Annotated in this window: 12 protein-coding genes and 1 pseudogene; 10 read left to right on the forward strand and 3 right to left on the reverse strand. The window is 66.5% G+C overall.

Translation table 11 applies throughout. The annotated features are described in order from the left end of the window. Positions 1-8: 8 nt before the first annotated feature. The 6 genes from pepN (at position 9) to QE393_RS05670 (ending at position 8,066) form a co-directional block, all read left to right on the forward strand. Positions 9-2,648, forward strand: a complete 2,640-nt coding sequence (pepN, locus tag QE393_RS05645) for an aminopeptidase N (protein ID WP_310042506.1) — start codon at positions 9-11, stop codon at positions 2,646-2,648. Between the two features lie 316 nt (positions 2,649-2,964). Next, a complete protein-coding gene (locus tag QE393_RS05650) occupies positions 2,965-3,573 on the forward strand; it encodes a hypothetical protein (protein ID WP_310042510.1) in 609 nt (202 codons plus the stop codon). Positions 3,574-3,695: 122 nt separating this feature from the next. Further along, positions 3,696-4,283 (forward strand): LemA family protein, encoded by a 588-nt coding sequence (locus tag QE393_RS05655; RefSeq protein ID WP_273809417.1) that lies wholly within the window; start codon positions 3,696-3,698, stop codon positions 4,281-4,283. Positions 4,284-4,287: 4 nt separating this feature from the next. Further along, the gene (locus QE393_RS05660; RefSeq protein ID WP_273809419.1) at positions 4,288-6,147 is read left to right on the forward strand and encodes a M48 family metalloprotease; all 1,860 of its coding nucleotides are present in this window, start codon (positions 4,288-4,290) and stop codon (positions 6,145-6,147) included. Between the two features lie 68 nt (positions 6,148-6,215). Beyond that, positions 6,216-7,118, forward strand: coding sequence for a response regulator (locus QE393_RS05665; protein WP_273809420.1), 903 nt, complete (start codon positions 6,216-6,218; stop codon positions 7,116-7,118). Between the two features lie 3 nt (positions 7,119-7,121). Further along, positions 7,122-8,066: a hypothetical protein gene (locus QE393_RS05670; RefSeq protein ID WP_310042513.1), complete on the forward strand. Its 945-nt coding sequence runs from the start codon at positions 7,122-7,124 to the stop codon at positions 8,064-8,066. Here the strand turns inward: QE393_RS05670 and QE393_RS05675 are convergent. After that, positions 7,960-9,148: pseudogene (locus QE393_RS05675) on the reverse strand (serine hydrolase domain-containing protein); the annotation flags it as partial. The gene QE393_RS05670 and the pseudogene QE393_RS05675 overlap by 107 nt on opposite strands. A gap of 59 nt (positions 9,149-9,207) precedes the next feature. On the opposite strand from QE393_RS05675, the gene QE393_RS05680 reads away from it, so the two are divergent. Next, positions 9,208-9,747 (forward strand): peptide deformylase, encoded by a 540-nt coding sequence (locus QE393_RS05680; RefSeq protein ID WP_273809424.1) that lies wholly within the window; start codon positions 9,208-9,210, stop codon positions 9,745-9,747. Here the strand turns inward: QE393_RS05680 and QE393_RS05685 are convergent. Further along, positions 9,744-10,382 (reverse strand): DsbA family protein, encoded by a 639-nt coding sequence (locus QE393_RS05685; protein ID WP_273809427.1) that lies wholly within the window; start codon positions 10,380-10,382, stop codon positions 9,744-9,746. The two genes, QE393_RS05680 and QE393_RS05685, sit on opposite strands and share 4 nt — an antisense overlap. Before the next feature lie 284 nt (positions 10,383-10,666). On the opposite strand from QE393_RS05685, the gene QE393_RS05690 reads away from it, so the two are divergent. Further along, complete coding sequence (locus tag QE393_RS05690; RefSeq protein WP_273809429.1) at positions 10,667-11,605, forward strand: bestrophin family protein; 939 nt, start codon at positions 10,667-10,669, stop codon at positions 11,603-11,605. A gap of 42 nt (positions 11,606-11,647) precedes the next feature. Here QE393_RS05690 and cprA read toward each other — a convergent pair whose 3' ends face one another. Continuing rightward, complete coding sequence (cprA, locus tag QE393_RS05695) at positions 11,648-12,799, reverse strand: cationic peptide resistance protein CprA (RefSeq protein WP_273809431.1); 1,152 nt, start codon at positions 12,797-12,799, stop codon at positions 11,648-11,650. A gap of 139 nt (positions 12,800-12,938) precedes the next feature. On the opposite strand from cprA, the gene QE393_RS05700 reads away from it, so the two are divergent. Next, the gene (locus QE393_RS05700; protein ID WP_273809433.1) at positions 12,939-13,178 is read left to right on the forward strand and encodes a DUF2789 domain-containing protein; all 240 of its coding nucleotides are present in this window, start codon (positions 12,939-12,941) and stop codon (positions 13,176-13,178) included. 57 nt (positions 13,179-13,235) lie between these two features. Beyond that, complete coding sequence (locus tag QE393_RS05705) at positions 13,236-13,367, forward strand: hypothetical protein (RefSeq protein ID WP_007162893.1); 132 nt, start codon at positions 13,236-13,238, stop codon at positions 13,365-13,367. Positions 13,368-13,398 lie beyond the last annotated feature (31 nt).

Raw genomic sequence — 13,398 nt, forward strand, 5'->3', positions numbered from 1 at the left:
CGTAAGCCATGCGCACCGACCAGCCCCAGACCATCTACCTGAAGGATTACCAGGCACCCGAGTACCTCATCGAGGAAACCCGCCTCCGCTTCGAGCTGCATGACGACCAGACCCTGGTGCATGCCGAGCTGCGCCTGCAGCGCAACCCGACGCGTGGCGCGGGCTTGCCGCCGTTGGTGCTGCATGGCGAGGAACTGGAACTGCTGACGGTGGCGCTGGACGACCAGACCCTGGCGGCGAGCGACTACCAGGTCGAGGCGGGCAGCCTGACCCTGCAGCCGCAGGGCGAGGCCTTCGTGCTCAAGACTGCGGTGCGCATCCATCCGGAAAGCAATACCGCTCTCGAAGGGCTGTACGTCTCCGGCACCATGTTCTGCACCCAGTGCGAGGCCGAGGGCTTCCGCAAGATCACCTACTACCTGGATCGGCCGGACGTGATGAGCGTCTTCACCACCACGGTGGAGGCCGACAAGGCCAGGTACCCGATCCTGCTCTCCAACGGCAATCCCGTGGCCAGCGGCGACGCCGAGGGCGGACGTCACTGGGCGACCTGGGAAGATCCCTTCCCCAAGCCGGCCTATCTGTTCGCCCTGGTGGCCGGTGACCTCCGGTCCGTGGAAGACAGCTATCGCACGGGTAGCGGTCGCGACGTGGCCCTGCGCATCTATGTGGAACCGGAAAACATCGGCAAGCTGCAGCACGCCATGGACAGCCTGAAGAAGTCCATGCGCTGGGACGAGGAGGTCTACGGCCGCGAATACGATCTGGACATCTTCATGATCGTCGCGGTGAACGACTTCAACATGGGCGCCATGGAAAACAAGGGGCTCAACATCTTCAACTCCAGCGCCGTGCTGGCCAGTCCGCGCACCGCCACCGACGCCGCCCACCAGCGCGTCGAGGCCATCGTCGCCCACGAGTACTTCCACAACTGGTCGGGCAACCGCGTGACCTGTCGCGACTGGTTCCAGCTGTCGCTCAAGGAAGGCTTCACCGTGTTCCGCGACGCCGGCTTCAGCTCCGACATGAATTCGCCCACGGTCAAGCGCATCGAGGACGTGGCCTTCCTGCGCACCAACCAGTTCGCCGAGGACGCCGGCCCCATGGCCCACCCGGTGCGCCCGGATCACTTCATCGAGATCTCCAACTTCTACACCCTGACGGTGTACGAGAAGGGGGCCGAGGTGGTGCGGATGCTGCACACCCTGCTGGGGCCGGAGGGCTTCCGCAAGGGCACCGATCTCTACTTCGAGCGCCACGATGGCCAGGCCGTGACCTGCGACGACTTCATCAAGGCCCTGGAAGACGCCAACGGCGCCGACTTCAGCCAGTTCAAGCGCTGGTACAGCCAGTCGGGCACCCCACGCCTGGCGGTCAGCGAGCAGTACGATGCGGCGGCCAGGACCTATCGCCTGACCTTCCGCCAGAGCTGCCCGCCCACTCCGGGCCAGCCGACCAAGGAGCCCTTCGTCATCCCGGTCCAGCTGGGGCTGCTGGACGGCCAGGGCCGCGACCTGCCGCTGCGCCTGGACGGTGAGAGCTCCGCCCAGGGTACCGACCGGGTGCTGTCGGTCACCCAGGCCGAGCAGACCTTCACCTTCGTCGATGTGCCCGAGCAACCGCTGCCTTCGCTGCTGCGGGGCTTCTCCGCCCCGGTCAAGCTCAGCTTCCCCTACAGTCGCGAGCAGCTGACCTTCCTCATGCAGCACGACAGCGACGGCTTCAATCGCTGGGACGCCGGCCAGCAGCTGGCGGTACAGGTGCTGCAGGGCATGATCGCTGGCGAGCCGCTGGACACGCGGCTGGTGGAGGCCCTGCGTACGGTGGCCGCGGACGAGTCCCTCGACCCGGCCATGGTCGCCGAGATGCTGTCGCTGCCGTCCGAGGCCTACCTGGTGGAGCTGTCCGAGCAGGCCGATCCGGGTGCCATCCACGGTGCTCGTCGCCAGGCGCGGCGAGCCATCGCCGAGTCCCTGCGCGACGTGCTCTGGCAGCGTTATCGCCGTGCCCGCGAAGCCTCGCGCGCCACGCCCTACCAGGCCAGCGCCGACCATATCGCTCGCCGCAGCCTGCAGAACGCCGCCCTGGGCTATCTGATGCTGCTGGAAGAGCCGGAGGCGCGCGACGCCGCCCTGGAGCAATTCGAGCACGCCGACAACATGACCGAGCGCCTGGCCGCGCTGGGCGCGCTGGTCAACTCCGGCTTCGAGCAGGAAAAGTCCGAGGTGCTGGCGCGCTTCTTCGAGGAATTCAAGGCCGATCCGCTGGTGATGGACACCTGGCTCAGCGTCCAGGCCTCCAGCTCCTTGCCGGGCGGTCTGGCGCGCGTCCAGGCACTCATGGAGAACCCGGTCTTCACCCTGAAGAACCCCAACAAGGTGCGGGCGCTGATCGGTGCCTTCGCCAACGCCAACCTGGTCAATTTCCACGCCGAAGATGGCAGCGGCTATCGCTTCCTGGCCGGCCAGATCATCACCCTCAACCGGCTCAATCCGCAGATCGCCTCGCGCCTGCTTACGCCCCTGACCCGCTGGAAGAAATACGGTCCCGCACGCCAGGCACTGATGCGCGCCGAGCTGGAGCGCATCCTGGCCAGCGGCGAGCTGTCCAGCGACGTCTACGAGGTGGTGAGCAAGAGCCTGGCGTAGGACCATCCGTAGGTTGGGTTGAGCCCTGCGAAGCCCGACCTCGCCCGCTACCCCAAAGCCTGACGCCCAGCGTCAGGCTTTTTTTCGTCCAGCTGTTCTCCGCAGCCAAAGCTCCCGGCTCCGCCCGCGAAAAGGCAGCGCATGCCCCGTGCCTGACAGCTCGTCTCCGCTCTGAAGCCGCTGGGCTGATAGAGATGCTTTAGGCTGCCAGCTGTATTCAAATCAGCTGCAGAACGAGGCGCCGCCGCCGACAGGATGGGCAGGGCGTTTCGAACGGTACCCAGGCCCTAATCACCGGAAGAGCGCGGAGCGGCAGATGAGTCATGCACAGCTGATGGATTGGGGATTCGTCCTGATAACCCTGTGCAATATCCTGCTGATCGCCCTGGTGGTGTTTCTCCTGTGGCAGCGCTATGTCGCCAACGACGCGGCATCCAGGGTCGAGGTTGCCAGCGACGAGCAGGCACCGCCGGTTTCCGAAGCGGTCGACAGTCTGCCTGCGGTTGCCCAGCCACCGGCGGTCCCCGCTAGCAGCGGCCCGGCGGCGAACCGTAACGTCGATCTCTTCGACGAGGGGCCGGAAGAGGTGTACGACGCCAACTATCCCGAGTGGAAGAAAAGCGACGACCCCTACGTCGAGGAATTGCTGTCGCACCGCGAAGCCCTGGAGCTCAAGGTGGACAACATGGTCATGCGGCTGACCCGGGCGCACAAGGTGGTGACCGGCCTGCGCGCGCAGAATCGCGAACTGCGCGCCTCGGAGGCCCACGCCCAGCGGCTGCAGGAAGAGCTGACCCGGACCCAGACCAGCCTTGCCCAGCTGCGCCAGGAGCGTGACGCCCTTTTGCTGGAGCTACAGCCCGGTCGCAAGGCGGACTCAATGCCGCGCCATCCGACTGACGCGGGTGCGCCTTCCTCCTCCTGAGCGGTGGTGTAGGACGCCTGATCACCAGCCATCCCCTCAACCGTCACCTCCGTCGCGCTGCGCAACCGTCGGCGCTGCTTGTCCCTAGACTGGGGATTCTCAGCACCTTCAAGGACGATTCGATGAAACTGCTGCTCCTGCTGGCTGCCCTGGTCGCCATTGGTCTATTCGCGATCAGCCTCTACAACGCCCTGATCACGGCGCGTAACGCCTATCGCAACGCCTTCGCCCAGATCGATGTCCAGCTCACCCGCCGGCACGAACTTATCCCCAATCTGGTGGAGGCGGTGAAGGGCTATCTGCAGCACGAGCGCGAGACGCTGCAGGCGGTGATGGCGGCGCGGCAGCAGGCGCAGTTAGGTCTGCACCAGGCCAAGACCCGACCGGAAGATCCCGTTGCGCTGGCCGCTCTGGAGCAGGGCGAGCAGGGGCTGGGCAGCGCCCTCGGGCGGTTGTTCGCCGTCAGCGAAGCCTATCCGGAGCTCAAGGCCAACGAGACCGTCCTGCAGCTGATGGAAGAGCTGAGCTCCACGGAAAATCGCCTGGCCTGTGCGCGCCAGGCCCATAACGATGCGGTGATGGACTACAACAATCGCTGCGAGACCTTTCCCGGCTCGCTGGTCGCCAAGCGCTTCGGCTTCCGCCTGGCGCAACCTTTGGCCCTGCCGGACGGAGGCGCCCGCCCGGCACCGCGGATCAGCCTGAGCTGAGCGCGTGCGCTTTCTCGAAGACCAGGCCGCGGCGCGTCGGCGCACGCGGCTCTGTCTCGCCTTGCTGGCCCTGGTGGTGCTGCTCATGGCGCTGGCCAGCGCCGGCCTGGCCCTGGTGTTCCTGCCACGGGAGGTGATCGACTATCTGGGTGGGCGCGAGGCGACGCTGGTCAAGACCGGGCTGGTGTTCACCGCCATCATCGCCGCGGCCTCCTGCTGGAAGGTCCGGCAACTCGCCCGCCTGGGCGGAGAGGCCGTGGTCAGGCGGCTGGGCGCGCTGCCCCTGGACGATCAGGCCGACCCCGGGACCTGCCAGTTGCACAATGTGGTGGCGGAGATGGCCCTGGCCGCCGGCATCCCGGTGCCGCGCCTCTACCTGTTGCCGGACGAACCGGCCATCAATGCCTTCATCAGCGGCTACGGACCGGCCGATGCGACCCTGTGCCTGACCCGCGGCGCCCTTAAACAGCTGACCCGCGATGAATTGCAGGGGGTGGTCGCCCACGAATTCAGTCATCTGCTCAACGGCGACATGCGCCTGAATCTGCGTCTGCTGGGCTGGTTGCATGGCATCAGCCTGATCGCCGACCTGGGGCGGGAACTGTTCTCCGATCGCAGCTCGGCCACCGGCCGGGGCACTGGCAACCACCTGCTGGGCTGGTTGCTGGGCATCCTGCTGCTGGTGATCGGCGGCTGCGGGCTGTTTTTCGCCAATCTGATCCAGGCCGCGGCGGCGCGCTCGCGCGAGCGCCTGGCGGATGCCTCCGCCGTGCAGTTCACCCGCCAGCCCCAGGGGCTGGCCAATGCCCTGAAGAAGATCGCGGCCCATCCGCTGCAGGGGCGGCTCTATCACCGCCGGGCGCGCAGCGTCGCCCACATGGTGCTGGGCGATTCGGAGGCCTCCTGGTTCGCCACCCATCCCCCGGTCCTGGAACGGATCCGGCAGCTGGAACCAGGATTCGACGAATGGCAGCTCGAGCGACTCCGGGCCGAGGCCCTGCTGCCCATGGGTGTTGCCCATGTCGCGGGCAATCCGGCATCCGACGTGGCGCCGCCGGTGTCCGCCGCGCCCCCGCTCGCGGCGGAAGCGATCGCCGCGCCCTGGCGGGACATTCCCGCGACCCTGCAGGCTTTCGTGCGGCAACCCCGGCAGGCGGCGGAGTTGCTGCTGGCGCTGGCTGCCAGCCCGTCGGCAACCGACGGCGGGGCAGGGCAGCAGTGGGCCGACAGCCTGCATCCGTCGCTGCGCTTGCCGGTTGCCCAGCTGACCTTTCCGGCCATCCGCCAACTGCCGCGGCCAGCCCTGCGCCAGGTGCTCGTCGACCTCAAGACAGGCTTCGCCGCTGCGCCTGAACTGGATCTTTCCCGCTACTGCCTGGCGCGCATCATCCAGCGCCAGCTGATCGGCAGTCTGGCGCCCGGGCGTCAGCGGCTGTCGGGGCGGGGAACGCTTGCCCAGGCCCAGGCCGCGGTGCTCACCCTCTATGCGGTGGCCGCCGAACAGAACCACAGGGACGTCCAGGCCGCTCGGCGAGCCTTTCTGCTGGCCGTCGCCAGCACCTTTCCCAGCCTGCATCGTGCCTACGAGCCCCCGCATCCCTGGCGTCCAGCGCTGGATGGTGCCCTGGCGCAGCTCGGCCTGCTGAGCGTCGCGGCGCGCACCCTGGTGCTGGAGGGGCTGCTGTGCCTGATCAAGGCGGACGAGCGCGTCCAGACCTCGGAGCTAGAGCTGTTGAGGTTATATTGTACGGTCCTCGAATTGCCGTATCCTGCGTTGGACGAATACCTTTCAGTTGCCGATGACAAGCCGTCGCAAAAAGGTCGCCGTTCAGCTGATACTGGCCATGTGATATCTGATGTGTGATCCATACTGGCGCCCGAGGTGGGCAATCACCGAGGGATAACGCGGTGTTCATTATTCAGGGATGGAACATGAAGTTCCTCGTGGTAGACGATAGTCGAGCGGTCCAGACCATCATCAAGCGGATTCTGGCGAATACCGGCTACAGGGATATCGAATTGCGCGTGGCGTCCACCGGCGAGGAAGCCGTGACGCTGCTGGAGAGTTGGACCCCCAACCTGGTGCTCACCGACTGGCACATGCCCGGGATGACCGGTCTGGAGTTGCTCCAGGCGATCCGCCAGCGGGTGGGCGCCGATATCCATGTGGGCTTTGTCACCACCGAGTCCTCGGCGCGCAACATCGAGGCGGCCTACCGCAATGGCGCGGCCTTTGTCGTGACCAAGCCCTTCGCTCAGGAAACCCTGCAGCAGGCGGTGCTCACCGTGCTGCAGGACGGCGCCAGTGCCGAACAGGCCATCGAATCCTCCGGTCGCGAGAGCCTGCCGATCCCGACCCGCTTCAATCCCGATCCACAGCGTATTCGCCAGTTGCTTGGCCTCTCGTCCATCGTCTGCCAGATCGAGCCCATGGCGCCGATCCCGGTCGATCGGCTGGCCTTGCCCTATGTGATCGGCATCTATGGCCATCCGCAGAGCAAGGCACTGGAAGCCGTCTGCCTGCTGGACCTCAATGCGGCCTGCATTCTCGGTGGCGCTCTGGCCGGATTCTCGCCGGCGGCCATCCATGCGGCCATCGCCAGCGCGACCCTGAGCCGCGAGATCTACGAGAACGCCACCGCCTTCCTCGCCGACCTCAGCGGCATGATCTCCGCCGGCAAGGGCGGGGCGCCGCTGGTGCTGAGCACCAGTCACCTGGTGCAGAAGCCCTTCGAGAAGCTCTACAGCCTCTGGCGGCAGAACAATGGACGCGCCGATTTCAGCCTGTCCTTTCCCGGGCTCGGCGACGGCTTCATCGCCTTCCTGTTGAGCTAGGGAATGAACGACTCGCGCTTCGTCGAATGGGGCTTCTTGCTGGTCACCCTGTCCAACGTGCTGCTCATCGCCCTGGTCCTGGCGCTGCTCTGGCAGCGGCTCTTTCCGCGTCCTGAAGCGGCGAGCGAAGAGCGCGAGACTCTCGAGCCCGGCGAGGCGGTGCCGCTCGCCAGTCAGGCCGAGACCGCGGCCAGCCTGATCGACGCGGCGCGGCAGGCGGATGTCGAACCCCTGGGCCGGGCCATGAGCGACAGCCTGGACTTGGTGGGCCGTCTCGACGGGGTCGAGGGCGACGACTATCCGGACTGGAAGAAGACCAACCAGCCCTATATCGACGACCTGCTGGCCCACCGCGAGCATCTCGAATTCAAGCTGGACGATCTCAAGTCCAAGCTGGACCGGGCGCACAAGCTGGTCACCAATCTGCACGTGCAGAATCGCGAGATGCGCGGCGCGGAGGCGAAGCTGCAGCGCCTGAGTCTCGAGCATGACCGGGTCCAGGGCACGCTGCTGGAAATGCGCCACGAGCGCGATCAGCTCAAGGCAACGGTCCAGCGACTCGGCGACGACCTGCAACGGCTGCGACAGCAGCCGATTACCTCGGCCGCCGCGGCCTCGCCCGAGGGGGAAGGGCAATTGCAGGAGGAGCTGGAGACCCTGCGCGAAAGCCTCGAAGCAGAACGGGCGAAACTGTCGCGGACCCTGGTGGAAAAGGAATTCATCGAGCAGGTGTTCATCGATACCGATGCCGTCACCGACAGCTACCAGGCCCTGCAGCACGAGCATGCCGCGCTGCAGGAGCAGCTGCAGGCGCTCCAGGCGCGCCTGGAGTCCGCTCAGTCGCGCGGTAGAGGGCGGCGAGGATGGCCTCGGGGAAGGGCCCGCTCATGCCGGCGATCGCGGTGTTGGTCAGGATCACCACGCTCAGCTCTCGCGCCGGATCGATGAACCAGGCATTGCCGTAGACGCCGCCCCACTGCAGGGTGCCGGGCGCCTGCGGGGTCCTGGCCACCCGCGCATCGCGCAGTACCGCCGCGCCCAGGCTGAAGCCCCAGCCCGGCGCATCGTCGCGTTGCAGCCCCGGGATCTGGTCTTCCATGATCAGGCGCTGGCTGGCCGGCTTGAGCAGCTTGCCCTGGCGGAGCGCTTCCAGAAAGGCGAGATAGTCGCCCGCGCTGCCCTGCATGCCACCACCGCCCGAGGCGAAGGCCTGCGCCGAAAGGGCGCGCGCCGGCGAATAGAGGATGCCACCCTTGGGCATGGGCAGCAGATAGGGCTCGCTCATGGGCTCGGGGCGCGGATAGCCGTCGCGATAGGCCGTGGCCAGGCGCCCGGCGTCGCTGACGTGGAAGCTCAGATCGTGCAGGTCCAGCGGCGCGGCCACCTCCTGCTGGACGACCTCGGGCAGGGGTCGCCCGGTCGCGGCCGCCAGCACGCCGCCCATCACGTCCAGCCCGAGGGAGTAGCGCCACTGGGTGCCCGGCTTGAAGTCCAGCGGCACACCCGCCAGGCGCCGCAGATTCTCTTCCAGGGTCAGCGGAGCCCCATCCAGGCCGTCGGAGACCCCGGCGCGATGATAGGGACCGTTCGAGTCTTCGCCAAAGCCGTAGTGCAGGCCGGCGGTATGACTGAGGAGCTGCACCAGGGTGGGTACGGCCGGGGTGCCGTCGGCCAGCCGCGGGGTGAAGTAGGGCAGGTAGCGACTCACCGGGGCCTGCAGATCCAGGCGCCCCTGGTCCGCCAGGCGCAGGGCCGTCACCGCCACCAGCGGCTTGGTCAGGGAGGCGAAGCGAAACAGCTGGTCCTCGCGCATCGGCCGCTGCGCTTCGCGATCGGCGAAACCGGGCCGCGCGGCGATACACCACCTGGCCCTGACGAGCGACCATGACCACCGTGCCGACGATACGCTGCTGGGCGACGGCGCGTTCCAGGATCGGATCCAGGCGGGCGGCGAGGGTGGCGTCCTCGGCCTGGGCGAGGTTTGTACTCAGGCCGAGGCCGAGTGCGCTGGCGAGCAGTAGGGAAGACATCTGGTTTAAGCTCCTGGCGAAACGCCGGCGGCTGGACCGGCCAAGGGAGGAATCCTCGCATGATTCGCGACATTTTGAAGATGGGCGATCCGCGCCTGCTGCGGGTGGCACCGCCGGTGGCGGCCGAGCGCTTCGGCTCGGCCGAGCTGCACGGTTTGATCCAGGACCTGTTCGACACCATGGCCGCCGCCGGTGGCGTGGGCCTCGCGGCGCCCCAGATCGGCGAGGACCTGCAGCTGATGGTCTTTGGCTTCGAGCGCAATGCCCGCTATCCCGACGCGGCGCCGGTGCCGCTGCAGGTGCTGATCAACCCGCGGATCGAGGTGCTGGACGCCCGCGAAGAACTGGGCTGGGAAGGCTGCCTGTCGATTCCCGGACTGCGTGGCGAGGTGCCGCGGCCACGGCGGATCCGCTATCGCGGCGTGGATGGCGACGGCCGCGCCGTCGACCAGGACGCCGAGGGCTTTCATGCCAGGGTGGTGCTGCACGAATACGATCACCTCATAGGGCGCCTCTATCCCTCGCGGATCCAGGATTTCGCCCGCTTCGGCTTTACCGAGGTGCTCTTCCCCGAGCTGATGCCGGACGCGCAGCGCTAGGCGCCGGCCGCCTCCAGCTGCGCCCGGACGGCCGCCGCCAATTGGGCGAAGGGCACCGCGCCATCCAGCGCCCGAGCCGCTTCGACGGGCGCCCCGGCGGAGCGCAACAGCAGCGTCGGTACCGCGGTGATGCCCAGGGCTTCGGCGCGATCCTCGGCATGCAGCACCAGGTCGGTGTGATCGCCACGGGCAAGGCTGGCCTTCAAGGCGTCGCTATCCAGACCACTGCGCCGCGCCAGCTCGAGCAGCACGTCCAGTTCGCCGATATCGCGGCCCTCCTCGAAGAAGGCCTGGAAGACCGCCAGATGGAAGGCATCGAAGCGATCGTGTTCGCGGGCGAACTCCGCCGCCTCTAGCGCCAGGCGACTGCGCGGTTGCACGGGGGGCAAGCGCAGCACCATGCCGTACTCCGTCGCTATGGGGTAGACGGCGCGATCCCAGGTCCGGCGCAGGTAGTCGCCGGCGGGATCGAGAGTGGGCGTGGGCTCGGGGCGCAATTCGAAGGCATGCCACTCGATGGCCAACTGGTCGCCGAATTCCTCCTGCAGACGCACCAGCTGGGGCAGTTCCAGGTAGCAGAAGGGGCAGACGTAATCGCTCCAGACATCCAGACGAACGCGCGGGGTGGCGGTCATGGCAGTGCTCCGGAAGGGCATGGTGTGCGTCGGACCGCACCCGGGCGCGGATGTTCGGTGCCGGTGTGGATATCCCTGGGCGTTCCGGCGCCCGGTCAGGTCCCGCCGCCTCGATGGGCGTCAGGCCGCGACCGGATGGCCGTTCATATCCGGAAATGGAATGGCCACCGGTCAATTACGTGAATTGGGCGGCGATCCGCGCTCCAGACGCTTGCCTTGAACCTGCGTCCGACCCCAGGTTCCTATGGCGGCACCCCTTCTTTCACGCGCTAAGGACTATCACCTTGGGCTATTTCCACCGCATCCTGACATTCCTTCGGCAAACCTTCACCTACGTCGGCTGGTCGGTCTTCTGGCTGTTGCTGTGGGACATCGCCGTTACCGCCGACTACATGCTGCTGGTCGAGCAACGGGCGCAGTTGCCCAATATTCCGCTGACGCTGATCGGCTCGGCGTTGATCGTGCTGACCAGCTTTCGCAACACCAGTGCCTATCAGCGTTGGTGGGAGGCACGCACGCTCTGGGGCGGCATGGTCAACAGCTCGCGCAGCTTCACCCGCCAGGTGCTGACGCTCATCGACGATGGCGACGAGCATTTCAATGCGATCAAGACGGTGCTCATCGAGCGCCACCTGGCCTATGTCCGCTGCCTGGCCTGCCAGCTCAGCGGCGATCCGCTGCCCAAGGAAGTCCGTACCTACTTGGGCAAGGAGGAGTGGGCCATGCGCAAGGAGACCAACAACTTCGCCAATGCCATCCTCAGCGGCTCCTCCAGCCTGATCGCCCTGGAATACCGCGCGGGTCGGCTGGACAGCATTCGCCTGGAGCGACTGGAGGCCACCTTCGTCGACATGTCCAACTGGCAAGGCGGCATGGAGCGCATCGCCAACACGCCCTTGCCCTATCCCTATGTGAACTTCCCGCGGCTGTTCATCTTCCTGTTCTGCGTGCTCATGCCCATCGGCCTGGTGGAAAGCCTGCAGTGGTACACGCCACTGGCCTCCACGGTGGTGGGCTTCATCTTCCTGGCCATGGAGAAGGTCGGTACCGACCTGCAGAATCCCTTCCAGCGCAGTCGGCACCAGATCACCATGGGCACCATCTGCAACACGATCGAAGGCAACCTGCGCACCATGCTGCGCGATGCCCGCGGGGGTTATGCCTCGGTCAGCGACATCGTGCGGGATTCGCGGTTGAATTCACCGGAGAAGGATACCGTCTGAGCAGGGCCCGGTGCCGGCAGTTGCCAGCACCGGGCACGCGCCTCATTTGAAATCCCACTGCATCTGCGCCGGAATGCTGATGTCCCGCGAGGAATGCACGCAGACATCCAGGTAGTCGGTAAAGCGCGGCGGGGCGGCGATGCCTTCGTCGAGCAGGCGCTGGTTGTCGAACAGGTAGTTGAGGTCGGCGAATCCGCCGTACAGCTTGAGCGCCCGCAGTACCAGGCGCGGATTGGCCGGGCCGATGCGCTCGTTGAAGTCGGCGGCCAGCTCCTTGAGGTCGGCGCTGTCCACCTGGCGATAGCGCTCGCCGACCGGGGCGTCGCCCATGGCACCGGCATAGGCTTCGTCGATTTCGCCGAAGGTGCAGGCGCCGGCGTTGCCCGCGGAGATGTGGTACAGGCTGTAGTTCAGCTTGGGCTTGAGCGCCAGTTCCACCAGGGCTTCGGCGCAGTAGTCCACCGGGATGACATCGATCTGCTCATCGAGCCCGCAGGTGAAGCGCTCCAGGGCGAAGCCCATGCGGAACACCCAGAAGATGCTGCCCGACGCCTTGCAGCCCGAACGACGATGACCCACCACGATCGAGGGGCGCGCCACCACCAGGGGCAGCAGCGGCAGCTCGTTGCGCAGCTTGAGCTCGATGGCGGCCTTGGAGGCGGTGTAGTCCACCAGCTGCTGGTCCGGTTCGGGGAAGTCCCAGGTCTCGGCGACCGGCGATTGGCGCTGCGGGCCGCAGGCCATGGCGGTGCTGACATGCAGGAAGCGCTTCAGGCGCCGCGACTGGGCGCACGCCTCGGCCAGGGCGAAGGTGCCTTCGACGTTGACCGGCCAGATCTTCGGATTGCGCGAGAAAGAGGCCACCGCCGCGCAGTTGATGACCTCGTCCAGCGTCTGCAGCAGCGGCTTGGCGGCGTCGATCCAGTGGGTGTCGAGCAGGTCGCCACAGAGGATCTGTTCGGGCTTGAGCAGGGCTGCCAGGCGCTCGTCGACGTCATGGACGCGCAGATTCTGCAGCAGGCGCTCCAGGCCTTCCGCCGGGGTAGCGGCACGGACCAGGAACCTCAGCCCTTCGACATGGCCCAGCTCCAGCAGGCGCAGGGTGACGGCGCCGCCGAGAAAGCCGGTGGCCCCGGTAACTAGGATGCGACGCGGCGCGGCGGTGAATTGAATGGAAGAGACGGGAAGCGACATGGCGGAGGCCCTAGTTGGCGGAACGTGGGCGTACCTTAAGGTTCGACGCTGAAGGATTTATTAAGGCGGGGGAACCCCTTGAGGCTGGCGTCTTTCTAGATACCTGAGCGTAACGACCGATAACCGCCTGGAGACCCCCATGGAACTTCCCGTTCACGATCTGACGACCCTCTTCGAGCAACTGGGCCTGGACTCCGATCCGGCTGCCATCGATGATTTCATCGCCAGCCATTCCCCGCTGCCCGACGCGGTCAAGGTATCCGAAGCCGACTTCTGGTCGCCGGCGCAGAAGTCCTTTCTCAAGGACGAGATCATGGGCGACGCCGACTGGGCACCGATCGTCGACGAGCTGAACGTCCGTCTGCATAGTCATGACTAACGCTACAGGGCTGGAAGCATTCAGCCCTGCAGACCCTTCCCTTTCCGGAGACTTGCCATGAATGCCGTCCATGCCCAGCAGCAGCCGAACGATCCGCCCGTCGCCGACGATGAAGACGAGGTGAGCGAGGAACAGCTCGACGAATCCGTCGAGGAAACCTTCCCCGCAAGCGATCCCATTTCGCCCTGATGGTTTCCTGGCGCCGTTTCGGCGGCGCTGT

Origin of the sequence: Pseudomonas sp. SORGH_AS_0211 (genome assembly GCF_031453455.1) — a bacterium.
Taxonomy (GTDB): Bacteria; Pseudomonadota; Gammaproteobacteria; order Pseudomonadales; family Pseudomonadaceae; genus Chryseomonas; species Chryseomonas aestiva.